Annotated in this window: 25 protein-coding genes; 12 read left to right on the top strand and 13 right to left on the bottom strand. The window is 61.9% G+C overall.

Annotated elements, in window-relative coordinates:
* The first annotated feature begins 124 nt into the window (after nt 1–124).
* The gene (locus CAG25_RS18585; protein WP_085612598.1) at nt 125–1,249 is read left to right on the top strand and encodes a class I SAM-dependent methyltransferase; all 1,125 of its coding nucleotides are present in this window, start codon (nt 125–127) and stop codon (nt 1,247–1,249) included.
* Nucleotides 1,250–1,318: 69 nt separating this feature from the next.
* Here the strand turns inward: CAG25_RS18585 and CAG25_RS18580 are convergent, their stop codons facing one another.
* The 3 genes from CAG25_RS18580 to CAG25_RS18570 are packed head-to-tail and all read right to left on the bottom strand — an operon-like array spanning nt 1,319 to nt 3,991.
* A complete protein-coding gene (locus tag CAG25_RS18580) occupies nt 1,319–1,486 on the bottom strand; it encodes a DUF2474 domain-containing protein (RefSeq protein WP_085612597.1) in 168 nt (55 codons plus the stop codon).
* Nucleotides 1,487–1,543: 57 nt separating this feature from the next.
* The gene (gene cydB / locus CAG25_RS18575) at nt 1,544–2,551 is read right to left on the bottom strand and encodes a cytochrome d ubiquinol oxidase subunit II (protein ID WP_085612596.1); all 1,008 of its coding nucleotides are present in this window, start codon (nt 2,549–2,551) and stop codon (nt 1,544–1,546) included.
* A gap of 3 nt (nt 2,552–2,554) precedes the next feature.
* Complete coding sequence (locus CAG25_RS18570; protein WP_085612595.1) at nt 2,555–3,991, bottom strand: cytochrome ubiquinol oxidase subunit I; 1,437 nt, start codon at nt 3,989–3,991, stop codon at nt 2,555–2,557.
* Between the two features lie 400 nt (nt 3,992–4,391).
* On the opposite strand from CAG25_RS18570, the gene CAG25_RS18565 reads away from it, so the two are divergent.
* The gene (locus CAG25_RS18565; protein WP_085612594.1) at nt 4,392–5,630 is read left to right on the top strand and encodes an MFS transporter; all 1,239 of its coding nucleotides are present in this window, start codon (nt 4,392–4,394) and stop codon (nt 5,628–5,630) included.
* Between the two features lie 5 nt (nt 5,631–5,635).
* Here CAG25_RS18565 and CAG25_RS18560 read toward each other — a convergent pair whose 3' ends face one another.
* Together CAG25_RS18560 and CAG25_RS18555 are read right to left on the bottom strand one after the other, a co-directional pair.
* The gene (locus CAG25_RS18560) at nt 5,636–6,187 is read right to left on the bottom strand and encodes a DJ-1 family glyoxalase III (protein WP_085612657.1); all 552 of its coding nucleotides are present in this window, start codon (nt 6,185–6,187) and stop codon (nt 5,636–5,638) included.
* A 67-nt stretch (nt 6,188–6,254) separates the two neighbouring features.
* Entirely contained in the window at nt 6,255–6,704 is a 450-nt protein-coding gene (locus CAG25_RS18555; RefSeq protein WP_085612593.1) for a DUF4879 domain-containing protein, read from the bottom strand.
* A 220-nt stretch (nt 6,705–6,924) separates the two neighbouring features.
* On the opposite strand from CAG25_RS18555, the gene CAG25_RS18550 reads away from it, so the two are divergent.
* The gene (locus CAG25_RS18550) at nt 6,925–8,220 is read left to right on the top strand and encodes an NCS2 family permease (protein ID WP_011336038.1); all 1,296 of its coding nucleotides are present in this window, start codon (nt 6,925–6,927) and stop codon (nt 8,218–8,220) included.
* Nucleotides 8,217–9,296: a tRNA (uridine(54)-C5)-methyltransferase TrmA gene (trmA, locus tag CAG25_RS18545; RefSeq protein ID WP_064599586.1), complete on the top strand. Its 1,080-nt coding sequence runs from the start codon at nt 8,217–8,219 to the stop codon at nt 9,294–9,296. Before CAG25_RS18550 ends, trmA begins: the two co-directional genes overlap by 4 nt.
* A gap of 55 nt (nt 9,297–9,351) precedes the next feature.
* Here the strand turns inward: trmA and CAG25_RS18540 are convergent, their stop codons facing one another.
* Both CAG25_RS18540 and CAG25_RS18535 read right to left on the bottom strand, forming a co-directional pair.
* Nucleotides 9,352–9,798: a hypothetical protein gene (locus CAG25_RS18540; RefSeq protein ID WP_064599588.1), complete on the bottom strand. Its 447-nt coding sequence runs from the start codon at nt 9,796–9,798 to the stop codon at nt 9,352–9,354.
* Nucleotides 9,795–10,223: a hypothetical protein gene (locus CAG25_RS18535; protein WP_039771768.1), complete on the bottom strand. Its 429-nt coding sequence runs from the start codon at nt 10,221–10,223 to the stop codon at nt 9,795–9,797. Before CAG25_RS18535 ends, CAG25_RS18540 begins: the two co-directional genes overlap by 4 nt.
* 204 nt (nt 10,224–10,427) lie before the next feature.
* Between CAG25_RS18535 and CAG25_RS18530 the strand changes: the two genes are divergently transcribed.
* The 3 genes from CAG25_RS18530 to CAG25_RS18520 all read left to right on the top strand — a co-directional run bounded on the left by CAG25_RS18530 (nt 10,428) and on the right by CAG25_RS18520 (nt 12,780).
* On the top strand, nt 10,428–11,339 hold the full coding sequence (locus CAG25_RS18530) for a LysR family transcriptional regulator (RefSeq protein WP_085612592.1): 912 nt from the start codon (nt 10,428–10,430) through the stop codon (nt 11,337–11,339).
* 140 nt (nt 11,340–11,479) lie between these two features.
* Nucleotides 11,480–11,929: a type II 3-dehydroquinate dehydratase gene (gene aroQ / locus CAG25_RS18525; protein ID WP_039771771.1), complete on the top strand. Its 450-nt coding sequence runs from the start codon at nt 11,480–11,482 to the stop codon at nt 11,927–11,929.
* Nucleotides 11,926–12,780, top strand: a complete 855-nt coding sequence (locus CAG25_RS18520) for a shikimate dehydrogenase (protein ID WP_085612591.1) — start codon at nt 11,926–11,928, stop codon at nt 12,778–12,780. The genes aroQ and CAG25_RS18520 overlap by 4 nt, the downstream gene beginning before the upstream one ends.
* Before the next feature lie 33 nt (nt 12,781–12,813).
* Here the strand turns inward: CAG25_RS18520 and CAG25_RS18515 are convergent, their stop codons facing one another.
* Both CAG25_RS18515 and quiC read right to left on the bottom strand, forming a co-directional pair.
* Nucleotides 12,814–13,491 carry a TetR/AcrR family transcriptional regulator gene (locus tag CAG25_RS18515; protein WP_085612590.1) on the bottom strand — a complete coding sequence of 226 codons (678 nt, stop codon included), beginning with the start codon at nt 13,489–13,491 and terminating at the stop codon, nt 12,814–12,816.
* Between the two features lie 102 nt (nt 13,492–13,593).
* Nucleotides 13,594–15,495, bottom strand: a complete 1,902-nt coding sequence (quiC, locus tag CAG25_RS18510; protein ID WP_085612589.1) for a 3-dehydroshikimate dehydratase QuiC — start codon at nt 15,493–15,495, stop codon at nt 13,594–13,596.
* 273 nt (nt 15,496–15,768) lie between these two features.
* Between quiC and CAG25_RS18505 the strand changes: the two genes are divergently transcribed.
* Nucleotides 15,769–17,106 carry an MFS transporter gene (locus CAG25_RS18505; RefSeq protein ID WP_064599596.1) on the top strand — a complete coding sequence of 446 codons (1,338 nt, stop codon included), beginning with the start codon at nt 15,769–15,771 and terminating at the stop codon, nt 17,104–17,106.
* 59 nt (nt 17,107–17,165) lie between these two features.
* On the opposite strand, the gene CAG25_RS18500 is transcribed toward CAG25_RS18505, so the two are convergent.
* The 4 genes from CAG25_RS18500 to CAG25_RS18485 all read right to left on the bottom strand — a co-directional run bounded on the left by CAG25_RS18500 (nt 17,166) and on the right by CAG25_RS18485 (nt 20,883).
* The gene (locus tag CAG25_RS18500; protein WP_039771776.1) at nt 17,166–18,044 is read right to left on the bottom strand and encodes a DMT family transporter; all 879 of its coding nucleotides are present in this window, start codon (nt 18,042–18,044) and stop codon (nt 17,166–17,168) included.
* Nucleotides 18,045–18,110: 66 nt separating this feature from the next.
* A complete protein-coding gene (locus CAG25_RS18495; protein WP_085612588.1) occupies nt 18,111–18,926 on the bottom strand; it encodes a sugar phosphate isomerase/epimerase in 816 nt (271 codons plus the stop codon).
* Nucleotides 18,927–18,928: 2 nt separating this feature from the next.
* Nucleotides 18,929–19,990: a Gfo/Idh/MocA family protein gene (locus CAG25_RS18490; protein ID WP_085612587.1), complete on the bottom strand. Its 1,062-nt coding sequence runs from the start codon at nt 19,988–19,990 to the stop codon at nt 18,929–18,931.
* 116 nt (nt 19,991–20,106) lie between these two features.
* A complete protein-coding gene (locus CAG25_RS18485) occupies nt 20,107–20,883 on the bottom strand; it encodes an IclR family transcriptional regulator (RefSeq protein ID WP_085612586.1) in 777 nt (258 codons plus the stop codon).
* A 177-nt stretch (nt 20,884–21,060) separates the two neighbouring features.
* Between CAG25_RS18485 and CAG25_RS18480 the strand changes: the two genes are divergently transcribed.
* From CAG25_RS18480 to CAG25_RS18465, 4 genes are all read left to right on the top strand, one after another.
* Nucleotides 21,061–22,797 carry an FAD-dependent oxidoreductase gene (locus CAG25_RS18480; protein ID WP_178076483.1) on the top strand — a complete coding sequence of 579 codons (1,737 nt, stop codon included), beginning with the start codon at nt 21,061–21,063 and terminating at the stop codon, nt 22,795–22,797.
* The gene (locus CAG25_RS18475) at nt 22,781–23,614 is read left to right on the top strand and encodes an aldo/keto reductase (RefSeq protein ID WP_085612585.1); all 834 of its coding nucleotides are present in this window, start codon (nt 22,781–22,783) and stop codon (nt 23,612–23,614) included. The genes CAG25_RS18480 and CAG25_RS18475 overlap by 17 nt, the downstream gene beginning before the upstream one ends.
* 190 nt (nt 23,615–23,804) lie before the next feature.
* On the top strand, nt 23,805–24,692 hold the full coding sequence (locus CAG25_RS18470; RefSeq protein ID WP_085612584.1) for a neutral zinc metallopeptidase: 888 nt from the start codon (nt 23,805–23,807) through the stop codon (nt 24,690–24,692).
* Nucleotides 24,693–25,646 (top strand): hypothetical protein, encoded by a 954-nt coding sequence (locus CAG25_RS18465; protein WP_085612583.1) that lies wholly within the window; start codon nt 24,693–24,695, stop codon nt 25,644–25,646.
* Nucleotides 25,647–25,690 lie beyond the last annotated feature (44 nt).

Here is a 25,690-nt window from a genome sequence, read left to right as displayed (position 1 = left end):
AACGTACCATTTGCAACCTTCCTGAGTGATGACGCGATCTTTTGCGCCGCTGTCCACTCGGACGGTTCCGCCGCACTACTCCTGGGCCGCGGGACACCCGTCGATTACCCAGAGTCCCCGCCCCATGCCTTTGCTCGATACGCCCTTCGCCCAGCTCGATCTGATCCGCCAGCCCGAACAGCAGAAGGACCCGCTGCAAGCCTTCGACGCAGCCGACGAATACCTGCTCAATCATCTGGCCGAACAGAACCTGCCGATCGAGACACGGGTTCTGGTACTTAACGACAGCTTCGGCGCCCTGGCCATCAGCCTCTCGGGCAAACTGCAGGTCAGCACCAGCGGTGATTCATTCCTGGCGTTTCAGGGGCTGGAAAAAAACCTGCTGCGCAACAGCAAGGCGTTCGATGCTGTGCGCGGTATTCCCGCCAGCGCGCCATTGGTCGGGCCGTTCGACCGGGTGCTGATTCGCGTCCCGAAAACTCTGGCGCTGCTGGAAGAACAACTGATTCGCCTGCAAGGCCAATTGGCACCGGGCGCTCAGGTAGTGGCAGCGGCGATGGTCAAGCATTTGCCGCGTGCCGCCGGTGATCTGCTGGAACGCTACATCGGGCCGGTTCAGGCTTCGCTGGCGGTGAAGAAGGCCCGACTGCTGATCGCCACGCCCGAGCCCAAGGCACCGGCCGTCTCGCCCTACCCAACTCGCTATCGCCTCGACGAGCCGGCCATCGAGCTGCTCAATCACGCCAACGTGTTCTGCCGTGAAGGGCTGGACATCGGCACCCGTGCCTTCCTTGCGCACCTGCCAAAAAATCTTGGCGCTGCACGAGTCGCGGATCTTGGCTGCGGCAACGGCATATTGGCCATCGCCAGCGCCCTGCAAAACCCAGATGCGCATTACACGCTGGTGGACGAATCGTTCATGGCCGTGCAATCGGCAGTCGAGAACTGGCGCGCGGCGTTCGGTGAACGTGACGTGATCGTACGCGCCGGCGACGGTCTGGCCGGTCAGGAAGCGCAATCGCTGGACGTAGTCCTGTGCAACCCGCCGTTCCACCAGCAACAGGTGGTCGGCGATTTCCTCGCCTGGCGCATGTTCCAGCAGGCCCGCGAAGCGCTGGTGGTCGGTGGCGCGCTGTACATCGTCGGCAACCGTCACCTGGGTTATCACAGCAAACTGGCGCGACTGTTCCGGGGTGTCGAGCAAGTCGCCGCGACTCCGAAATTCGTGATCCTCAAGGCGCGCAAATAATCCGGGCAAAAAAAACCCTCCGGTCGGAGGGTCAAAAATCCGTGCCGCAAGGCAGCGGGATGGGAAGTCTCAGTGCGTGGTCAGACCTGCGGCGTTCATGAACATGCGCATCAGGCTGGCGACGACGAACAGAGCACCGACGCTGCCGACCCAGATCATGGCCAACCAGCCGAGCCGCTGCCACAGCGGCTTTTTTTCGGCTTCTTCAATATCGTGCAGGGAATGTTTGCCGGTCATGCTTGCATCCTCCGGTTGCGGGAGATGGCGCCGCGCTCGGCGCCATCGTGATCACCATTAGTGATAACCGTCTTCGTGGGTGACCTTGCCGCGGAACACGTAATAGCTCCAGAAGGTGTAACCCAGGATGAACGGGATGATGAACAGCGTGCCCACCAGCATGAAGGCCTGGCTTTGCGGCGGCGCGGCGGCGTCCCAGATCGAGATCGACGGCGGCACGATGTTCGGCCACAGGCTGATGCCCAGACCGCTGTAGCCGAGGAAGATCAGCACCAGGGTCAGCAGGAACGGCATGTAGTTGGCGTTTCGCGCCACCGCACGGATCAGTGCGTACAGCGTCACCAACACCAGAATCGGCACCGGCAGGAACCAGAACAGATTGGGCAGGCTGAACCAGCGCTCGGCGATTTCCGGGTGAGAGAGCGGCGTCCACAGGCTGACGATGCCGATCACCGCCAGCAACACGAAGGCCAGCGGGCGCGCCAGGTCATGCATCTGCTCCTGAAGCTTGCCTTCAGTCTTCATGATCAGCCAGGTGCAGCCGAGCAAGGCATACGCCACCACCAGTGCAGCGCCGCAGAACAGCGTGAACGGCGTCAGCCAGTCCAGTGAACCGCCGGCATATTGCCGGTTGACCACGGGCAAGCCGTCGATGAACGCACCGAGCGCCACGCCCTGGAAGAACGTCGCCGCCACCGAACCACCGATGAACGCCTTGTCCCACAGGTGACGCTTGTCGTCCTTGGCCTTGAAGCGGAACTCGAACGCCACGCCACGGAAGATCAGCCCGATCAGCATGAAGATCAATGGCAAGTACAGCGCCGACAGCACGACCGAATAAGCCAGCGGGAACGCGCCGAACAACGCCGCGCCGCCCAGTACAAGCCAGGTTTCATTGCCGTCCCACACCGGGGCAACGGTGTTCATCATCACGTCGCGGTCGGTCTTGCCGGGGATGAACGGAAAGAGAATCCCGATCCCCAGGTCGAAACCGTCCATGACCACGTACATCATGATGCCGAAGATGATGATCACGGCCCAGATCAGCGGAAGATCAATACCCATGATTCAAATCTCCTTGGTCAGGCTGCGGTCGTGTTCGGCGCCATCGTCGTCGGCAGCGGACAACGGACGGGCCGGCGTACGTTTCTGGCCAGGACCACCCTCGTTGGTTTCCTTGCCTTCGTCGGTCTTCGGCCCTTTGCGCACCAGGCGCATCATGTAGCCCAGCCCCGCACCGAACAGCGCGAAATACACCACCACGAACATGATCAGCGTGATGCTCATCTGCATGAAACTGTGGTTGGACGACGCATCCGCCGTGCGCATCAGCCCGTAGACCACCCATGGCTGACGACCGATTTCAGTGGTAAACCAACCCGCCAGGATCGCGATCAGGCCGGATGGCCCCATCCACAGCGCCAGGTACAGGAACGGCCGCGAGGTGTAGAGCGTGTCGCGCTTGCGCAGCCAAAGGCTCCAGAGGCCGGTGAAGATCATCAGGAAGCCGAGGCCGACCATGATCCGGAACGACCAGAACACAATGGTCGAATTCGGCCGGTCTTCTGGCGGGAATTCCTTGAGCGCCGGGACTTGCTTGTCCAGCGAGTGAGTCAGGATCAGGCTGCCGAGGTATGGAATCTCGACAGCGAACTTGGTCTTTTCTTCCTTCATGTCCGGCCAGCCGAACAGGATCAGCGGCGTCGCTTCGTTGCCGACGTTTTCCCAGTGACCTTCGATCGCGGCGATTTTCGCCGGCTGATGCTTAAGGGTGTTGAGGCCGTGGAAGTCGCCGATGACTGCCTGGATCGGCGCAACGATCAGCGCCATCCACATCGCCATCGACAGCATGGTGCGGATCGCCGGGTTGTCCTTGCCGCGCAGCAAGTGCCAGGCTGCCGACGAGCCGACGAAGAAAGCCGTCGCGACGAACGCCGCCGTCGCCATGTGCATCAGGCGATAGGGGAATGACGGGTTGAAGATGATTGCCAGCCAGTCGGTTGGAATGACCTGACCGTTGACGATCTCGAAGCCCTGCGGGGTCTGCATCCAACTGTTGGAGGCGAGAATCCAGAACGTGGAAATCAGCGTGCCGATGGCCACCATCACCGTGGAGAAAAAGTGCAGGCCGCGTCCGACCTTGTTCCAGCCGAACAGCATCACCCCGAGGAAACCGGCTTCGAGGAAGAACGCCGTGAGCACTTCGTAGGTCAGCAAGGGCCCGGTGACGGAACCGGCGAAGTCCGAGAAGCGGCTCCAGTTGGTGCCGAACTGGTAGGCCATGACCAGCCCCGAGACCACGCCCATGCCGAAGTTCACGGCAAAGATCTTCGACCAGAAATGGTAGAGGTCACGGTAAGTGTCATTGCCGGTTTTCAGCCACAGGCCTTCGAGCACCGCGAGATAGCTCGCAAGACCGATGGTGATCGCCGGGAACAGGATGTGGAACGAGATGGTGAACGCGAACTGAATTCGGGCGAGATCCAGGGCCTCTAAACCGAACATAAGCTTTCCTCTATCAGATAACGGTTCCAGGACTGGCGGCCTTGAACCACTGCCCCCACGGGTATGGAGTGCGGCGAACTCGAATTCGTTCTTCTTTTTACAGGCATCGCGACGCAGGGAGTCTGCCGACGGGTCCCGGATCAGTTCCGCGATGGGTCTTGATCTGGATCAATCAACGTTGAAAGAGTAGTCCCATTTCCGACGGAGAACCGCGTGGTCTTTTGCCGCGTGACAAGTTGCCTCACAGACCTGGCAACGCCCTGAAATACATCCGAGGCCGGGGTTCGCGCCACGGCGGGGAAAAATCGATGTCTGGCTAACTAAATTTTCTGTCATAGCAACTTCCTGTTACAGACTGGTGATAATCTCGCGGTTCCCCTCGATCAAGACCGGCCCGCAAATGCCCAGCCAAGAGCCCTTGCTGTTACGTCACCACCGTCCCTTTGTTGCGTTCTGGTTTGCCCGGATCTTCACCGCCAGCGGTTTTCAGATGCTCACCGTGGCGATCGGCTGGAACCTCTATCAACTGACCGGCAATGTGCTCGACCTGGGTCTGGTCGGGTTGGTGGAATTCGCGCCACGCGTATTGTTCATGTTGCACACCGGCCACGTTGCCGATCGCTACGACCGGCGCAAGGTCGCGGCGATCTGCCAGTCGCTGCAGGCCCTGATCGCCCTGGCACTGGCCATCGGCAGCGCCACTGACCATGTCACCCGGGAAATGATCTTTATCCTGGCGTTCCTGCTGGGCGCCGCACGCTCCTTCGAATTGCCGACCACCCAGGCGCTGCTGCCGAGCATCGTGCCCAGCGCGCTGTTTCCACGGGCGGTTGCCGCTGCGCAATCGGCGCAGCAATCGGCCACCATCGTCGCCCCGGCGCTCGGCGGTCTGCTCTATGCCTTCGGCAGCGTGTGGGTCTATGGCCCGACGGTCATTCTGTATGTCATCGCCTGCACGCTGATGCTCAACCTGCCGGCCCGGCAAACCCCGCTGAACAAAGGCAAGGCGACGCTGGACTCGTTGCTGGCGGGGATTCGCTTTATCCGCAGCCGCCCGGACATTCTCGGGGCGATTTCGCTGGATCTGTTCGCCGTGTTGCTGGGTGGCGCCACGGCGCTGTTGCCGGTGTTTGCCAAGGACATCCTGCTGACCGGGCCGTGGGGCCTCGGGCTGCTGCGTTCGGCGCCGGCGGTCGGGGCGTTGATGATGTCGTTGTTCCTGGCGCGGTTTGCCGTTGAGCGAAACGTCGGCCGGGTGATGTTCACTGCCGTTGGCGTGTTCGGTGTTGCCACTATCGCCTTCGGTCTGTCGACCTCGTTCTGGTTCTCCCTGGCGGTGCTGGTGGTGCTCGGCGCGGCGGATATGATCAGCATGGTGATCCGCGCCTCGTTCGTGCAGCTGGAAACCCCGGACGAAATGCGCGGCCGGGTCAGCGCGGTGAACGGCCTGTTCATTGGTGCCTCCAACCAGCTGGGAGAATTCGAATCCGGCCTCACCGCCCACTGGTTCGGCACCGTGCCGGCGGTGGTGATGGGCGGGGTCGGCACGCTGGTGGTGACCGGAACCTGGATCAAACTGTTCCCGACCCTGGCCAACCGCGACCGGATGCATGTGCCGGTGGAAGAGGTGAAGGCCTGACGCTCTCAGGCCAATAACTCCCCCGCCACCTTCGCTCTGACGGCGTTGCCCGCCAGTTGCTCGACCAGTGTCAGCGCAAACGCAAGCGCGGCGCCGGAGCCTTGGGCGGTGATGCAATTACCGTCGACCACTACGGGTTGATCGACAAAGGTGCAACCGGAAAGGTTATGACTGCTGACGGGCAGGCAGGTCATCCTGCGTTGACGTAATACACCGAAGCTTTGCAGGGCGACGGCCGGGGCTTCGGCGATGGCGGCGAACAGGCGTCCGGCACTGGCCTGGTCCTTTAGCAGTTGTTGAAGAGGCTGGTGCGCGGCCAGGTGTTGTGCGCCGACCGCACCGCCGGGCAGGACGATCAGGTCGAAGGTCTGGGCCAGCACATCAATGAGCATGCCGTCGGCGGTCAGGCGCGTGCCTCGGGCGCAGGTCAGCATGCGCCGGCCTTCGATGCTGGCCGCCACCACTTCGATGCCGGCGCGGCGCAGCACGTCGATCAGGGTCACGCATTGCAGATCATCGATGCCCTCGGCGAGGGTAATCAGGGCTCTAAAGGTCATGGGCGCCATCCGCTGGTTGATCCTTAAAGCGTAGTCAGCTTTGCCTTGCCCTGTTCGGTGACAGCCGTTACTTGATGTAAAGCTGGGTCGACAGCGTGTTGCGCGGGGCGTTGATCGAGGTATTGCTGAAGGTAAAAGTGCCTTCCTGACGGGCCGCCAGATCGAAGGTGTACAGCGAACCGACGGTTTTCGCGCCTGGCGTGCATTCGGTCAGGTTGCCGTTATAGAAAGCACAGACCGGGCTCCGGGTGCCGTTCACTTCAAAGCCGTCCAGCGCTGCCTGAGGCTGGCTCTGGCCGTAACCGATTTCCAGCACATACACCTTGATGCCCGGCGCGCTGTGATCGCAGCGGGTCTGCACCTGGCCATCGGTAATGTCTTCGAGCCCGCAGGACGATGACTGAACCTTGATGACTTTCACCTCGCTCAATGGCGGTGCCGACGCCGCGAGTGCAGCCGGTACACCGGCCAGCAGCAAGGCCATCAGTCCAGCGGTCTTCATCCAACCCTTGTTCATGCGATCCATCCCCGAAAAAACAGCGCGCAGTATGGCGTACTTGGTCGTGGTGCAAAACTTCGCCGACGATCGACACCAACATCCGCCATCTTCCTCACGCTGCTGGTATGATGCGCGGCTTTTTCCGGCCCACCACAATTTTCCAGGCGCTTGCGACGGTCTGTGCTTTGCTGTTGAGGTCGATACATTCACGGCGCCACGCGCGCCACGGGGAGCAGACATGCTGGAAAGGCTGTTTCAACTCAAGGCACACAACACCAACGTGCGGACCGAGATTCTGGCGGGCGTCACGACCTTCCTGGCCATGGCCTACATTCTGTTCGTCAACCCGAGCATCCTCGGCGAGACCGGCATGGACAAAGGTGCGGTGTTCGTCGCCACGTGCCTGGCAGCCGCCATCGGCTCCACGGTCATGGGCCTGATCGCCAACTACCCGATCGCCCTCGCGCCGGGCATGGGGCTGAACGCCTTCTTTACCTACACCGTCGTGCTGCACATGGGCCACACCTGGCAAGTGGCGCTGGGCGCGGTGTTCATTTCGGCCGTGTGCTTCTTCCTGCTATCGATCTTCCGCATCCGTGAATGGATCATCAACAGCATCCCGCTGCCACTGCGCTCGGCGATTGCCGCCGGTATCGGCCTGTTCCTGGCGCTGATCGCCCTGCACAATGCCGGCATTGTGGTCAGCAACCCGGCGACCATGGTCGGCCTCGGCGACCTGAAACAACCGGCCCCGATCCTCGCCACCCTCGGTTTCGCCCTGATCGTCGCCCTTGAGGCCCTGAAAGTACGCGGCGCGGTGCTGATCGGCATCCTGGCGGTGACCATCGTTTCGATCGTGATGGGCTTCACCCCGTTCGGCGGCGTGACCTCGATGCCACCTTCGCTGGCCCCGACCTTCCTGCAACTGGACATCAAGGGCGCGCTGGACATCGGTCTGGTCAGCGTGATCTTCGCTTTCCTGTTCGTCGACCTGTTCGACAACTCCGGCACCCTGATCGGCGTCGCCAAGCGCGCCGGCCTGATGGGCAAGGACGGCCACATGCCTAAAATGGGCCGTGCGCTGATCGCCGACAGTACGGCGGCAATGGCTGGCTCGCTGCTGGGCACCTCGACCACCACCAGCTACATCGAATCCGCTGCGGGCGTGAGTGCCGGCGGCCGCACCGGCCTGACCGCCATCGTCGTCGCGATCCTGTTCCTGCTGGCGTTGTTCTTCTCGCCACTGGCCTCCAGCGTACCGGCCTTCGCCACCGCACCAGCGCTGCTGTTCGTCGCCGTGCTGATGACTTCGGGCCTGGCGGAAATAGACTGGGAAGACATCACCGTCGCCGCGCCGGTCGTGGTCACCGCCCTGGCGATGCCCTTCACCTATTCCATCGCCAACGGCATCGCCTTCGGCTTCATCGCCTGGACTGCGATCAAACTGCTGTCCGGCCGCGCCCGTGAGCTGAACCCGGCGCTGGTGATCCTGTCGATTCTGTTCGTGATCAAGCTGGGTTGGTTCAACGCATGACTTTTGATTCCCAGGCTTACGCCGCACAACTCGAAGACAAGGTCACGCGCCTGCGTGACCTGCTGGCCCCGTTCGATGCACCGGAGCCAACGGTGTTCGACTCGCCGTTGCAGAACTTCCGCCTGCGCGCCGAATTCCGCCTGTGGCGCGAGGCCGGCGAGCGGCATTACGCGATGTTTTCCCAGGACGACAAACGCACGCCGATCCTGATCGAAGAGTTCCCGATCGCCAGCCTGCGCATCAACCAGTTGATGCCGCAATTGAAAGCGGCCTGGCAGGCCAGCGCGGCGCTGAGCCACAAGCTGTTCCAGGTCGAGTTTCTGACCACCCTGGCCGGCGACGCGATGATCACCCTGTGCTATCACCGTCCGCTGGACGAACACTGGCACGCGGCGGCGACCCAACTGGCGACGGATCTGGGCGTCAGCATCATCGGCCGTTCCAAGGGCAAGCGCGAAGTGCTCGGCCTCGATTACGTGGTCGAGAAACTCGACGTCGGTGGTCGCACGTTCAGCTACCGCCAGCCGGAAGGCGCGTTCACCCAGCCCAACGGCACTGTGAACCAGAAGATGCTCAACTGGGCATACGAAGCACTGGGTGATCGCAGCGACGATCTGCTGGAGCTGTACTGCGGCAACGGCAACTTCACCCTGCCGCTGGCAACCCGCGTGCGCAAAGTGCTGGCCACCGAAATCAGCAAGACCTCGGTCAACGCCGCACTGAGCAACCTGGCCGAAAATGCTGTGGATAACGTCACGCTGGTGCGCCTGTCCGCCGAAGAGTTGACCGAAGCACTGAACGAAGTTCGCCCGTTCCGTCGCCTGCACGGCATCGACCTGAAAAGCTACGAGTTCGGCAGCGTGTTCGTCGACCCGCCACGGGCCGGCATGGACCCGGACACCTGCGAGCTGACCCGTCGTTTCGACAACATCCTGTACATCTCCTGCAACCCGGAGACGCTGGCAGCCAACATCGCCCAACTGCACGACACGCACCGCATCACCCGCTGCGCGCTGTTCGACCAGTTCCCGTGGACTCACCACATGGAATCCGGCGTGCTGTTGACCCGGCGTTGATCGCAGGTTCCAGATACAAGAAAGCCGTCCTCACCGACGGCTTTTTTGTGCCTGTTCATGGCACGGGATCGATCTTGCGCGGACGCCCGCCCTTCCTGCCGTTGGCCCGTGCAGCTTCAGCTTTCGCGGTACTGCTCTGGCGACCATTGCGAGAGGCGATTACCGAGGCGGCCATGGCCATCAGTGGCTGACTGGCGGAGATCATCCCGGCGATGGAAACCTGCAGGTCCTTGCCGTCGTGGCACAGCGCGGTGCCAGCGAAGCCGACGTTCAATCCGCTGAAGTCTTCCGGTTCGAAATCATCGAATTCCCGGTAGAGATTCACTGGCAGCAACACGCCGCTGTCGTCCTCGAAGTGAATCACCAGGCAGGGTTTCTGAAAGGCCACCGACACGGCTTGCAGGCTGCTGCGACGACGCAGCCCTCCCCGCTCAACAGCTTCATCGAGACGCTTTTCTGTTACCGGTCGATCAGCATGCAAACCGGCTTTTACTGTTTTCATAGTTCGATCTCCACACCTTCCTGAGCACCAACCAGGGCCAGCAGGGTTTTGTTTTCTTCTGGTTCGTAATACGCCGATCCGATTCTGAAGGTTGCTCCGGTGACTTCGCGCATGACGGCCACTTCGTTCGAGTCCCCGTCCCACCATTGATTATCGAGACACGCCGTCTGCAAACGAGTCCACCAGATTCGACGGGCCCGCCGCAGATGAACAGTTTCACGCAGCGATTGACGCAGCCCCTCAAGCACTGCAATCGGTGGCCGACGCGACAGGGGCACCACATCCCATAACTCCACGCCGTTGTGCCAGAAGCTGAATTTGAAACGGGCACTCCATGCACCTGAATCAACGTGCGCATGGGGCGGACAATGTTCGTCTCGCAGCATGATCACCACCGACAATCCCTTGTAACTGCACACTTTCATGCTAACCCATCCGTTAGGTTAAAGAGTTTCGAAAACTGCCATTCCCTGACAATTCCGACCATCGGCATTGCTGTCTCAAATGGTCATTACGTTTTCGAGCCTAGTGCGGGATTCAGGAAAGCCCCGCGCAAAATGGTAAGCAGTTCTTTCGCAGCGGCCACGCATTTGCTACATACGAAGACTCATTCCCCGGCGTAATCAATCATGCAGAGACACTTCGACGATCTTCAGCTGGGCAGCATCGAGCTGTTTTGCCTGGCCGCCGAGTGCGGCAGTTTCACCGGCGCGGCGCAAGCGGCCTCGGTGACGCCGGCAGCGGTGAGCCGCTCGGTGTCCCGCATGGAAGAACGCCTTGGCGTGCGGCTGTTTGCACGCACCACCCGCAGCGTGAAACTGACCGACAGCGGCCGGCGCTACTACGAAGAATGCAGGCAGGCGCTGGCGCAACTGGTCGAGGCGCAACGGGAAGTCATGGGCCAGCAGCAGGAACCGTCCGGCACCCTGCGTATCAGTATTCCTACAACCTACGCCCATCACCGGATCCTGCCGCTGTTGCCCGCGTTTCGTGCGCGCTTCCCGCAGGTGAAGGTCGACATGCACATCAGCAACCGCAACATCGACTTCGTCGGCGAGGGTTACGACATGGCGATCCGCGTGCGGGCAATCCCCGACTCCGGCCTGATCGCCCGCCATCTGGAGGACGCAGCGCTGGTGATGGTCGCCAGCCCCGACTACCTCAAACGCGCCGGCACGCCGCAGACCCTCGAAGACCTTGAACAACACGAGTGTATTCAGTACGAATTGCCCAGCAGCGGGCGGCGGATCACTTGGCTGTTCTATGAGGAAGACGCGCCACGGGAAATCCTCGCCGAGGGCAACTTCTGCTGCTCCGATGACGTGCTCGGTGGCGTGACCCTGGCCAAACATGGCGCCGGGTTGTTCCAGACGTATCGCTTCATTGTCGAAAAGGAACTGGCCGACGGCTCGTTGGTGGAAGTGCTCCAGCCCTACAGCGGACGCTCGCGGCCGTTCACTTTGCTGTACCCGCAGAATCGCCACATGCCACTGCGCGTCAGGGCTTTCATCGATTTTCTGGTCGAGCAGTTGCCGCATTGATTTCACCTGTGTGCGATCACCGCACACAAAACCGGACTGTCGATGCAGAGCAATTGATTAAAGTAACCATCTAGTACAATTTAACTCCACAGGTCGAAACCCTCGGCCCAAGCCAAAAACAATAAGTGGAGTTTGTCCCCATGCCCCCTATCGTTCTGGTGCTCAACGGCCCGAACCTGAACCTGCTCGGTACCCGTGAACCGGCAACCTACGGTCACGAAACCCTGGCCGACATCTCTGCCCTGTGCGGGCGCGCCGCCGAAGAGTTCGGCCTGGCCGTGGAGTTTCGCCAGACCAACCACGAAGGCGAACTGCTCGACTGGATTCACGGCGCCCGTCAGCGCTGCGCCGGTATCGTGATCAATCCGGCCGCCTGGACCCACACTTCGGTCGCGATCCGCGACGCTCTGGTCGCCAGCGAATTGCCGGTGATCGAGGTGCACCTGTCCAACGTCCACGCCCGCGAGCCGTTCCGTCATCACTCGTTCGTCTCGGCCATCGCCACCGCCGTGATGTGCGGCTTCGGCAGCCACGGCTATCGCCTGGCCCTGGAACATTTCAGCCAGCGGCTGAAGGGGCGAACCGCATGAATCGTAACAACGTGATACTCGCCGGGCTGATCGGCGCCGGCATCCAGGCCTCCCGCACGCCGGCGCTGCACGAACACGAAGGCGACGAACAGGGCCTGCGCTACCTGTACCGGCTGATCGACCTCGATCAACTGCAACTGGACAACAACGCCCTGCCCGACCTGTTGCTGGCCGCCGAACGCATGAATTACACCGGGCTGAACATCACCTTCCCGTGCAAGCAAGCAATCATCCCGCTGCTTGATGAGCTGTCCCCGGAAGCCCGCGGCATCGGCGCCGTGAACACGGTGGTGCTGAAGGACGGCAAACGCGTCGGCCACAACACCGATTGCCTGGGTTTTGCCGAAGGTTTTCGTCGCGGCCTGCCAGACGTCGCCCGCGAACGTGTGGTCCAGATGGGCGCTGGTGGCGCAGGCGCGGCAGTCGCCCACGCCTTGTTGAGCGAAGGCGTACGGCAACTGAGCATTTTTGATGTGGACGTGGAGCGCGCCGAAAGCCTGGCCAACAACCTCAACCAGCATTTCGGTGCCGGTCGCGCCGTGGCCGGACATGATCTGGGGAGCACGCTGAGTCAGGCCGATGGTCTGGTAAACACTACGCCGATGGGCATGGCCAAATTACCCGGCATGCCCGTGCCGGCGGCGTTGCTGCGGCCCGAGTTGTGGGTGGCGGAGATCGTGTATTTCCCGCTGGAAACCGAACTGCTGCGCAACGCCCGCGCCCTGGGTTGCCGAACCCTGGATGGCGGCAACATGGCGGTGTTTCAGGCAGTGAAGGCGTTTGAGCTGTTCAGCGGCAAGGTGCCCGATGCGCAGCGAATGCTCGCGCACTTTCAAAGCATGAATGGCTAAAACCGTGAGGGGGCCCGTCCCCCTCGACATCGGTCACGCTTGCAAGTAGCGCAGCACCGACTCACAAATCATCTCGCGATGACGTTGCTTGATGCTTTCGTCCGGCAGGTCGATCTGGAAGATCTCACCGAAGGTATGACGGTTCGATACGCGATAGAAGCAGAACGAACTGATCAACAGATGCACGTCCAGCGCGTCGAGCCCGGCGCGGAACACGCCTTCTTCAGCACCCCGACGCAGAATCTCGCCCAGAGAATCGAGGATGGTGTTGTTCATCGCCTTGATCGCATCGGAACGCTTCACGTACTCGGCGTTGTGGATGTTTTCGATGCTGACGATCCGCACGAAATCGACGTTGCGATCGTGGTGATCGAAGGTGAATTCCACCAGACGCCGGATCGCTTCCACCGGCGGCAATTCAGCCAGGTGCAGGCGGTTTTCGGTGCTGCGGATATCGCCGTAGAGCTTCTCCAGCACTTCGACGTACAACTGCTCCTTGCTGCCGAAGTAGTAATAGATCATGCGTTTGGAGGTGTGGATACGCTCGGCGATCGCATCGACGCGAGCGCCGGACAGCCCCTGCTGGACGAACTCGACGATCGCCTCCTGCAGGATATTCTCGCGGGTCTTTTCCGGGTTGTTCTTGCGACTTTTGCGCGGCTCTACCGCGGGGAGAACGGGAGCTGCGGGAAGTTCTGAAGTCATTGTCATTGCGGGCTCACGGCCATCACTGCACAGGCTGGCGATTATGGGCCGCGCGCCCCAGTGAAGGAAGCCGCGCGACCGGTGTTTAATCCCGCGTTTACGAATTTCCTACAACTTCGCCTGGCGAACCGCACCACTGCGTGATTTGGCCATCGCCGCCAGCCGCACCGCGACGTTGGCCGCGCCATAACCGGCGTAACCGTTCTTGCGCTGGATGATCTCGAAGAAGAAGCGCCCCTCGAACGGCTCGGTGTAGACGTGGAACAACTCGCCACCTTGCGCATCGCGGTCGTACAGCACGTTGTAGTACGCCAGTTCGCTGAGGAATTCGTCATCGAAATCGAAGCGCGCCGCCAGATCGTCGTAATAGTTCAGCGGGATGTCCAGCAGCGGCACGCCTGCCTCTTTCGCTCGGCTGACTTCGGCGAAGATATCGTCGCAATCGAAGGCGATGTGATGCACCCCGGAACCGCGATAACTCGACAGCGCGTGTGAGATCGCGGTGTTGCGGTTCTCGGAAATGTTCAGCGGCAGCCGGATCGAACTGTCGCGGCTACGCAGGGCGCGGCTCTTCACCAGCCCGTACGGATCGGGCAGCACCACTTCATCGTCAGCCTCAAAATCCAGCAGGCTCTTGTAGAACAGCACCCAACTGTCGAGGCTGTCCGCCGGCAGCGCCATGGCCATGTGATCGATGCGCTTGAGCCCGCTGCGAGCCACCGCGTCCGGCAGCAGATTGAAGTCGGTGCCGTAGACATCCGCTTCCTGATCCACCAGATAAATCAGGCTGCCGTCCGGTGCACGCACCGCCGCCAGTTCCAGTTCATTGGGGCCGACCAGTCCGCGATACGGCTGACCTTTATAGGCGACGGCGCGGGCCAGCGCGCTGGCGCTGTCCTTGACCCGCACGGCAGTAGCGCACAGTGACGGGCCGTGGGCCTCGAAAAAGCTGTGGCCGAACGAATAGGGTTCAGAGTTGAGGATCAGGTTGATATCACCCTGACGCAACAGGCTGACGCTCTTGGAGCGATGCTGGCCGGCCTTGACGAAACCCAGCCGTTCCAGCCAGTTCGACAGCTTGGCGCCCAGGCTTTCATCCACGGCAAACTCAAGAAACTCGATGCCGTTGTATTCACTGGCCTTCGGCGTTTCGAAGAGGATGTCGCGGTTATCCACAGGACGGATTTCCTGCTCCAGACGCTGGCGGGTTTTCTCCTCCAGGTACAGCAGCGAACGCAGACCGTCAGCGGCATTTGCCCGAGGCGGCGCGGCGCGGAAGCCGTCGTTGAAGATTTCCAGCGACAGCGGCCCGGTGTAGCCGCTCTGGATGATCGGCGCGAGGAAGCCCGGCAGATCGAATTCGCCCTGCCCCGGGAAGCAGCGGAAATGCCGGCTCCACTCCAGCACGTCCATCGCCAGGATCGGCGCGTCGGCCATCTGTACGAAGAAAATCTTGTCGCCGGGAATCTCGGCAATCGCCCGTGGATCGCCCTTGAGCGACAAGGTGTGGAAACTGTCGAGCAACACGCCGAGGGCCGGGTGATCGGCCTGACGCACGATGTCCCAGACCTGTTGATAAGTATTGACGTGACGGCCCCAGGCCAGCGCCTCATAACCGATGCGCAGGCCACGGGCACCAGCGCGCTCGGCCAGCAGGCGCAGGTCGTCGATGAGGATCTGTTGATCGCCGAGGCTGTCGGGGGAGGCGTTGCTGCAGACCAGCACCAGGTCGGTGCCCAGTTCCTGCATCAGGTCGAACTTGCGCTCGGCCCGTTCCAGGTTGCGCTCCAGGCGATCGCGGCGGCAGCCTTCGAAATCGCGGAACGGCTGAAACAGGGTGATGGCAATCCCGAGGTCGGCGCACATCTGCCGGATTTCCCGGGGGCTGCCGTCGTAATACAGAAGATCGTTCTCGAAAATCTCCACCCCGTCGAACCCGGCGGCGGCAATGGCTTCGAGTTTTTCCGGCAGGGTTCCGCTCAAGGAGACGGTGGCAATGGATCGCTGCATGTTTCAACTCCCGGTGGAGACGTCGGCTACGGAAATTGCGCCGCTTTTATAGGGTGAGCGAATTATTGGTCCCGGTTTTTCATTGAGCAATTTAAACTGTACTACCCGGTTAGTTTTGCGTGCGATTATCGAACAGAATGCCGGTTTGGCGAATTGACGATTTTTCGTCCACTGCCCAACATCCGTCTCACCTTGAGTCCGGAACTGAACCACCGGTCGCAGCGTGCACAAGAAAAGCACACCAAATAACAAATCCAAAAACGGGTGGAACACATGATTCCTTCACAGACTTCCCGCATGGCTCCGGCCATGAGCACTGCCACGGGTGGCATCGGCGACAAGATCCGCGGCGCCATGGCCGTCGGCAAGACCCGTTGGGGCATGCTGGCGCTGGTGTTTTTCGCCACCACCCTCAATTACATCGACCGCGCCGCACTCGGCGTCATGCAGCCGATCCTCGCCAAGGAAATGAGCTGGACGGCGATGGACTACGCCAACATCAACTTCTGGTTTCAGGTCGGCTACGCGATCGGCTTCGTGCTGCAAGGACGGCTGATCGATCGGGTCGGCGTCAAGCGCGTGTTCTTCTGCGCGGTGCTGCTCTGGAGCCTGGCCACCGGCGCCCACGGTCTGGCGACCTCGGCGGTGGGCTTCATGGTCTGCCGATTCATCCTCGGCCTCACCGAAGCAGCCAACTACCCGGCCTGCGTGAAGACCACGCGCCTGTGGTTCCCGGCCGGCGAGCGCGCCGTGGCCACCGGCATCTTCAACGCCGGCACCAACGTCGGCGCGATGTTCACCCCGATGCTGCTGCCGCTGATCCTTCACGTGTGGGGTTGGCAGGCCGCGTTCCTGTGCATGTCGGCACTGGGCGGGATCTGGCTGCTGTTCTGGGGCCTGAAGTATTTCAACCCGGAAGATCACCCAAACGTTAAGCAGTCGGAGCTGGAATACATCCAGAAAGAAGTCGAACCGGAACAGGCCCGCGTGCCGTTCTCGAAAATCCTGCGCATGCGCGGCACCTGGGCCTTTGCCCTCGCCTACTCGCTGACCGCGCCGGTGTTCTGGTTCTACCTGTACTGGCTGCCGCCGTTTCTCAATCAGCAATACAACCTGGGCATCAACGTCACCCAGATGGGCATTCCGCTGATCATCATCTACGTCACCGCTGACTTCGGCAGCGTGGGCGGCGGGATTCTGTCTTCGTTCCTGATCGGTCGCGGCATGAACTCGATCAAGGCGCGGCTGCTGTCGATGTTCCTGTTCGCCTGCTGCATCATCGGCGTGGTCATGGCCGCCGGTTCCGCCAACCTGTGGATTGCCGTCGCCGCCATCTCCCTGGCCATCGGCGCGCACCAGGCCTGGACCGCCAACATCTGGAGCCTGGTGATGGACTACACGCCCAAGCACATGATGAGCACGGTGTTCGGTTTCGGCGGCATGTGCGCGGCGATTGGCGGGATGTTTATGACCCAGATCGTCGGCCACATCCTGACCGTCACCAACAACAATTACACCGTGCTGTTCACCCTGATCCCGGCGATGTACTTCATCGCGCTGACCTGGATGTACTTCATGGCACCGCGCAAGATTCCTACCGTCACTGAGTAACCTTTCAATACTGAATAACCTTCCTGCACCGACCGGCCTGATTTCAGGCCGGTTTGCTTTCAGCGCCGGCTCTGCTGCCACGCTGCCGCCAGCCCGCTGCAACAGATCACCGCGATCCCGATCACCGTCATCAGGGTCGGTGTGTGAGCAAACAGCAACCAGCCCAACAGCCCCGCAAACACGATCTGGCAATAACCGAACGGCGCCAGCAACGCCGGCGCGGCATGGCGGAACGCCTGGGTCAGAAACAGGTGCGCGGTCATTCCGCAACTGCCCAGCGCCAGCATCAACAGCGCATGCCCCAGGCTCGGCACCTGCCAGAAGAACGGCACCAGCGCACTCATCACCAGCGTGTTGCACAACCCGGCGAAAAAGTTGCTGGTGGTCGGGCTGTCGACTTCCGCGAGCTTGCGGGTGAGCAACTGATAGAAGCAGAAAAACAGCGCCGAACAGAACGGCAACAAAATTGCCGGGGTGAACAGGTCACCGCCCGGATGGACGATGATCAGCACCCCGATGAACCCGCACACCACCGCGATCCACTGACCGCGCGTCACCCGTTCCTTGAGCAGCGGCACCGACAGCGCCGTCACCAGCACCGGCGCAAGAAAGTTGACCGCCGTGGCTTCGGCCAGCGGGATGTACAGCAACGCCGTGGTGAAAAACAGGCTGGTGCCCAACAGGCACAACGCCCGCGCCAACTGCCACAACGGGCGTTTGGTGCGCAGCACACGCAGCCCGGACTGCGGCAGGAAAATCCCCGCCATCAGCAACGTGTGCACCAGATACCGCGCCCACACCACCATGACGATCGGATAAAAACCCGAGAGGTATTTCGACAGCGCGTCGTGACTGGAAAACAGGAAGGTTGCCACGACAATCAGCAAGATCCCCTTGAAGGGTTGGTTGACGCCGGAAAGCGGAGTGCTGACGGTCATTGGCTCTCTCTGAATGAAAAATAAACGGTGACGAGGTCGCGTGCGCCCTCGCCCCTTGAAGCAGACTTAAAGTCGGGCCAACAATTCCCGTGTCCGGTCGATCGCCATTTGCGCCCGCTGCAATCCACTCACGCCCTGCTCCAGCAATTTGACCGTGGGAATTTCCAGACTCAGGGGAAGGTTAGCCGGAAGACAGCGCAACAAGCCGATCAAGTCACAATCGCCCTCGCCGGGAAACCGTCGCTCATTGCGGGCCTGACGCAAGATCTCGGCCATGTCCGTCGGCCTCGGCCCGGCAACATCGCACAACTGTGCGTAGCGCAGCCGCGAGGCCGGCACGCCGGCCAGCTCCTCCAGCCGCGACCCGGAGCGGTCGAAGTGAAACGCATCGACCAGCACCGCACCGTTTTCGCGCCCGGCGTTGGCGACGATGCGCAACGCCTGCTCAAGATTGCGTGCATCGGTCCAGGGCATGAACTCCAGATGCGGATGCAAACCGTAGCGCGCCGCCAGATCGCACAGTGCCGCGAAATTATCGGTGAGCCGCTGTTCGTCGGGATCGTTACCGGCGACCAGCAATTCACTGGCACCGAACTCCGCGCCAACGCTGAGCAGTGGCTCGAAATCCGCCACCACTGTCTGCGGCTTCAATCGAAGGATTTCCACGTCGAGCACACCGATTCCGGTGTCACGCAAACGCGCCAGTGTCTGACGCCGCAAATCGCCATCGGCTACCAACGGAAAGTGATATTCCTCTGGCGTCGCCGGCTCCAGACGCAGGCCGACATGACTGTATCCGGCACGGGCCGCGACCTCGACCATCTCGGGTGGCGACAACTCCAGCACGGTCAGGCTGGCCAGGGACAGAATTCGTTCGCTCATGTTCAGGCCTCGATCTGCGCAGGTTCGGTGGCGCGACCGCTGGCTGCCGCTTCACGGATGGCCTCGACCAGCGCCAGCGTGCGGGCGGCGTCGGCGGCACTCACCAATGGTTCGACTTCCCGCCGTACCACGCGGACGAAATGCTGCAACTGCAACCGGAGGGCTTCGTCCGGTGTGAACGGTTCATCAACGGACAGCAACGGCTCATGCCAACCGGCGTCCACCTGCTCGGCGCGGTAATGCCAGCGCTTGAGTTGCGGAATGCTCAAGGCCCCGGCCGTTCCCGCCAGTAAATAGCACGGCTGATCCGCCTGACGTGGATAGACCGGGTTCTCACCGGAGTTCAACTCCCAGCTCCATGGAGCCGCCACCGCATCGGAACCGGTCAGGGTGCCGAGCGCTCCGCCATCGAATTGCAGCAGAATCGCCGCGCTGTCTTCATTGGCAAAACCGCGCACCGAATGGTCGGTGATCGCCTGCACCGAACGCACTTCACCGCATAGATGACGCAGCAGATCGAGGTCGTGGATCAGATTGGTCAACAGCATTCCGGCACCTGCCTCGCGCCGCCACGCGGTTTCGAAATACTGGTCAGGCTTACGCAGCTGGAACAACGCAGTCACCAGCGTCAGCCGTCCCAACGCCCCACCCTTGACCAGCTCATGAGCACGCACGATCAACGGATTGTGCCGCCGATGATGGCCGACCAGCACCGGTACGCCACTGCGCTTCACCGCCGCCACCAATTCCCGCGCTTCATCCAGGTTTACGCCCACCGGCTTTTCCAGCAACACCGGAACGCCAGCGGCCAAGCAATCCAGCGCGGTGCTGACGTGCTGATTATTCGGATTGGCGACGATCACTGCGTCTGGCCGGTTCTGCTCCAGCATCTGACGGTGATCGGCGAAATGCGCCACACCCCACTCCGCCGCCAGGGCCGGTGCCTGAGGGCCGGGGTCGGCCACGGCGCATAACGTGGCCTCAGTGAGATTCTTCAAGTGCCGGTAATGTTGCTGGCCCATGTTGCCGGCGCCGATCAAGGCAATTCGAAGGGGCGGGTTCAAGGTGCGATCCTTTTGTGATTGTTGTGGGAAAACTCACTCAATCAACAATTTAGAACCGGGTTCCAGATTCTCACACCCACCCGACCGAAAAGTGGGCGAACAGCGCACAGCTTTGCTTAAACGAACAATTCCGAGGCCAGGCTCGCCGCCGACAGCTCCTCGGTAAACGTCAGCAGCAACGGCGCCAGTTCATGCAAGCGCGCCGCCGACATCCTTGCGCTCGGCCCGGCGATGCTGAGCACGCCGATCACTCGGCCATCGGCAGGATGTTTCACCACGGCGGCAATCGCCGACGTGCCCACCGCCGAGCTTTCTTCAACACAGGCATAACCCTGCTCCCGGGCCACGCGCAGGCGTTCGAGCAGTTCAATGTTGGAGCGCGGCGCATTGGGCCCGATATCCGCCGGCACCTCCGCGCCCTGGCGCTCGACCAGCGACAACGCCTCGGCGTCGCTCATGCACGCCAGCCACGCATGGCCCGACGCGGTGTAGAACAGCGGCGCGTCGCGGCCCATGTCCGGGTCGTAACGCAGACCGGTGCGGGCGCCCTGGGCCTTGGCGATCCAGGTCTGACGCTCGCCGTCGATCACCCCGAGGCGTACCAGCTCACCGGTTTCCTGGGCCAGTCGATCGAGCACCGGCTGCACGATGTCGGAACCGCTGCTCGACAGGTACTGGAAGCCCATCGCAACCAGTTTGGTGGAAAGGTGATAGCGCAACGTTTCCGGATTCTGCCGCACGTAACCCAGGCGGATCAGCTCGGCGAGCAGGCGGTGTGTGGCGCTCTTCGGAATGTCCAGTTGCTCGGCCAGGGTCTGCATCGGCAGCCCGCGCGGATCACTGGTGAGGCTTTCCAGCACGCTGAAAACCCGTTCGATTTGACTGCCGGCCATGGTGCGCTCTCGGTGAAATTTCGCCGATTCTAGAAGACATCCCGAGGAATGCGAAATCTGGAACCCGACGTCCGATAACCGCCCACTTTGCGCGTCAGTCGGTTGATCTGCTTCGCCCACACTGGTTATTTTCTGGAACATGATTCTAAAAAAAATTGATTGCTGGAGCCCTTGCTGATGTCTGCCCTTCCCGATATCGACTGCGACGTTCTGGTGGTCGGCTCCGGCGCCGCCGGTTTGTCGGCCGCCGTCACCGCCGCCTGGCATGGCTTGAAGGTCATCGTGGTGGAAAAGGATCCGGTGTTCGGCGGCGCCACCGCGTGGTCCGGCGGCTGGGCGTGGGTGCCGTGCAATCCGCTGGCCCGGCGCGCCGGGATCGTCGAAGACGTGGAATTGCCGCGCACCTATCTGCGCCACGAACTCGGCGAGCACTACGACCCGGCCATGATCGACGCCTTCCTTGAAGCCGGCCCGCGCATGGTGGCGTTCTTCGAACAACACACCGCCCTGCAATTTGCCGACGGCAACGCCATCGCCGACATCCACGGCGAAACACCGGGCGCCGGCACCGGCGGACGCTCGGTGATTGCCGCTCCCTATGACGGGCGAAAGGTCGGGCGCCTGCTCAAGCGTCTTCGCACAACCATGCGCGAAACTTCATTCATGGGCATGCCGATCATGGCGGGGGCGGATCTGTCGGCGTTTCTCAATCTGACCCGCTCGTTGTCGGCGGCCTGGCACGTGACCCGGCGTTTCACCCGTCATCTGCTGGATCTGGCGTTGCATGGCCGGGCGATGCAATTGGTCAACGGCGTGGCGCTGGTAGCGCGGCTGGCGAAATCCGCCGAAGACCTCGGCGTACTGCTGTGGGAATCGGCGCCAGTGACGGAACTGCTGCGCGACGAATCACGCATCACCGGCGCTCGCGTGAACACCGCAAAAGGCCCGGTCACCGTCCATGCACGCAAAGCCGTGGTGCTCGCGGCGGGCGGTTTTGCCAATGACATCGAGCGGCGCAAGGCCTTGTTCCCTCGCACGCCCACCGGTCATGAACATTGGGCGTTGCCTCCGCTGGCAGTCAATGGCGATGGCCTGCGACTGGGTGAAACCGTCGGAGCCCGGGTCAACACCGATGTGGCTTCGCCCGTGGCGTGGGCGCCGGTCTCGCAGGTGCCACATTCCGACGGCAGCATCGGCCATTTCCCACACATCATCGAGCGCGGCAAACCGGGCGTCATCGGCGTACTGCGCAACGGCCAGCGCTTTGTCAACGAAGCCAACGGCTATTACGACTACGTCAGCGCTATGGTCGCCGCCGCCCCCGAGGGTGGAGAGGTTGCGTCCTGGCTGATCTGCTCCCGCGCGTTCCAGCGACGTTACGGGCTCGGCATGTCTCGGCCGTTTCCGGTTCCGGTGTCAGGTTTTATCCGCAGCGGCTATCTGAAAACCGGCAATACCCTTGAGGAATTGGCCACCGCATGCGGCATCGATCCGAACGGATTACGCGCCACTCTCCATGACTACAACCGCCACGCCCGGCACGGCGAAGACCCGCTGTTCGGTCGCGGCTCGACCCCGTACAACCGCAAACAGGGCGATCCCGCGCAACAGCCCAATCCGTGCGTGGCACCTATCGAACAAGGCCCGTTCTACGCGGTGAAGGTGCAGCCGGGCTGCTTCGGTACCTTCGCCGGGCTCAAGGTCAATCCGCATGCGCAAGTGCTCGACGCCGGAGACCGGCCCATCGCCGGGCTCTACGCGGCGGGTGGCGACATGGCCAGCATCATGGGCGGGCATTATCCGGCGGGCGGGATCAACCTCGGCCCGGCCCTGACTTTCGGTTACATCGCCGCCCGGCACATGGCGGGCGTCACGGCTTTCGAACAGGAGATCGACCATGCAGCACATCGTTAACAAAAAAGGACTGAACCTGCCAAAACTCGGCCTCGGCACCTGGCCGATGCTCGGCGACGAATGCACCCGCGCCGTGGAGCAAGCCCTGGAACTCGGTTACCGACACATCGACACGGCAGCGGCCTACAACAACGAAGACGCAGTCGGACAGGCGCTGGCGAATACGCCGACACCCCGCGAGCAGATCCACGTCACCACAAAGGTCTGGTGGGATCAGTTGCAACCGGACGCCATGCGTCACTCGCTGGATCGCAGCCTCAAGGCCTTGCGCAGCGAGTACGTTGATCTGTTCATGATCCATTGGCCGAGCACTGACTGGGACCTGCCGCGCACTCTTGAAACCCTCGCGTCGTTCAAGGAACAGGGGCTGGCTCGCAACATCGGTGTGGCGAATTTTCCGCTGCCGCTGCTGCGCAAAGTCGTCGAGGAATACGGCATTCCTCTGTCAGCCATTCAGGTCGAGTACCACGTCCTGCTCGGACAAAACGCCCTGCTCGACTACGCCCGTCAACACGATCTGGCGCTGACGGCCTACACCCCGTTGGCGCGTAACAAGGTCTCGGAAATTCCGCAGATTCAGCAGATCGCCGAAAAACACGGCGTGCTGCCGACTCAGGTCGCGCTGAAGTGGCTGCTGGATCAAGACAACGTGGCGGCGATTCCCAAGGCCAGCAGCAAGACCAATCAACTGGCCAACCTGGCGTCATTGAAGGTCGAACTGGACGATGACGACCGGGCGCTGATCGCCGCGCTGCCCAAGCGCGAACGTCAGGTCAGCCCGGACTTCGCGCCGGTGTGGGATGCCTTCGACCGCTGATACCTGACCCGGCGAAAGAAATCTGCCGCCGGATTGAATTCCCGGCGCTCGCGCTCGTCAATAACAGGCCCGACCTCGTCACCCCGAGGCCGGGCCTTTGTGCGTGTGTGCGAATAGACGGACGACCGGACTGGCGCCACACTCACACACCAGCAACACTCATCACCACCTACAAATAGAGGATTCCCACATGCTATGGAAAAAAGGCCGACGCAGTGACAACGTCGTCGATGCCCGTGGCGATGACATGGGTGGTGGCGGCGGCATGCGCTTCGGCGGTGGCAAGGGGCTGAGCCTCGGGGCGATCCTGCTGATCGTCGGTATCGGTTGGATCACCGGGCAGGACCCGTTACAGATCCTCGGCCAGCTCACCGGGCAGATGACCGAACAATCGGCCCGTACTTCGCAAACCCGTCAGGCACCGCCGGCCAACGATGAACAGGCCGAATTCGTGCGTTCGATCCTCGGCGACACCGAAGACACCTGGGGCGCAATCTTCCAGCAGGCCGGCCGGCAATATAAGGATCCGACCCTGGTGCTGTTCAGCAACCGGGTCAATTCCGCCTGCGGTCTGGCAACCTCGGCCACCGGCCCGTTCTATTGCCCGGCAGACCAGAAGGTCTATCTGGACATGGCGTTCTTCCAGGAAATGGCCCAGCGCTTCAAGGCCGCCGGCGACTTTGCCCAGGCCTACGTGATCGCTCACGAAGTCGGACACCATGTGCAGACGCTTCTCGGCGTCTCGGCGAAAATTCAGACAGCCCGTCAGCAAGGCCGGCAGATGGAAGGCGACGGCGGTCTGCTGGTGCGTCAGGAACTGCAAGCCGACTGCCTGGCCGGCGTCTGGGCCTACAACGCCCAGAAGCGCCTGAACTGGCTGGAACCGGGCGACATCGAAGAAGCCTTGAACGCAGCGAACGCCATCGGTGATGATCGCCTGCAACAACAGGGTCAGGGCCGCGTGGTGCCGGACTCGTTTACCCACGGTACGTCGGCGCAAAGGGTGCGCTGGTTCAAAACCGGATTCGCCCAGGGCCAGGTCGGCCAGTGCGATACCTTTGCGGCGAAAAACCTGTAAATGCATAAATGGCTGTTGGCTTTACTGTTCATCGGCGGCACCGCCCAAGCGGCCGGCGTCGACGCAATCAGTCCCGGGCGCCTGCAATTGCAGGCCGGCGAAATGGCGGTGGGCATCGGCCCGGCGCCGGCGAAAATCGAGCGCGTGCTGATCGTCATTCATGGCCGTCTGCGCAACGCCGAGACCTATCGCAAAAGCGGTGAAGTCGCGGCGGAACTGGCCGGGCAAACCGCCAACACCCTGGTGATCGCCCCGCAGTTTCTCAACGAAAGCGATGTGTCGCTCTACTCGTTACCCGCCAGCGTGCTGCGCTGGCAAGGCAACGAATGGATGGGTGGCGGGTTATCCACAGGACCGAATCCGCTGAGTTCCTACGCCGCACTGGACGAAATCGTCGGAAGGCTGAGCGATCGCAAGCAGTTTCCGGACGTGAAGCAGATCGTGATCTTCGGTCACTCCGGCGGCGCGCAGGTGGTGCAGCGTTACGCGCTGCTGGCCCAGGAACAACCGGCGCTCAAGACCGAGGGCATTCGCCTGCGCTACGTGGTAGCCAACCCGTCGTCGTACGCCTACTTCAATGAGCAACGCCCGGTAGCTTTCGATCATGCGAAGTGCCCGGGTTTCAACCGCTGGAAGTACGGTCTGGTGGACCCGCCGATCTACGCGGGTGGGCAGACGCCCGCGCAACTTGAAGGCCGTTACGTCAAACGCGAGGTGATTTATCTGTTGGGCCAGCAGGACACCGACCCGCAACACCCGGCGCTGGACAAGAGCTGCGCCGCCAAAGCCCAGGGGGCTTATCGACTGGAGCGCGGCAAGCTGTTTTTCGGGTACTTGCTGCGTCGTCACCCTGAAGGGGTCAATCAGCGCCTGATCGAAGTGCCCGGGGTCGGGCACAACGGCGACGGCATGCTGACCTCGCCGGAAGGCCAGAAAGCACTGTTCGAGCAATAAGTTGTTGGGTGGATGGTCTGGCCTCTTCGCGAGCAAGTCGAGTC

The organism is Pseudomonas sp. B16(2017), assembly GCF_002113205.1.
Lineage (GTDB): Bacteria > Pseudomonadota > Gammaproteobacteria > Pseudomonadales > Pseudomonadaceae > Aquipseudomonas > Aquipseudomonas pharyngis.
This window is presented reverse-complemented; position numbering and strand designations above follow the sequence as displayed.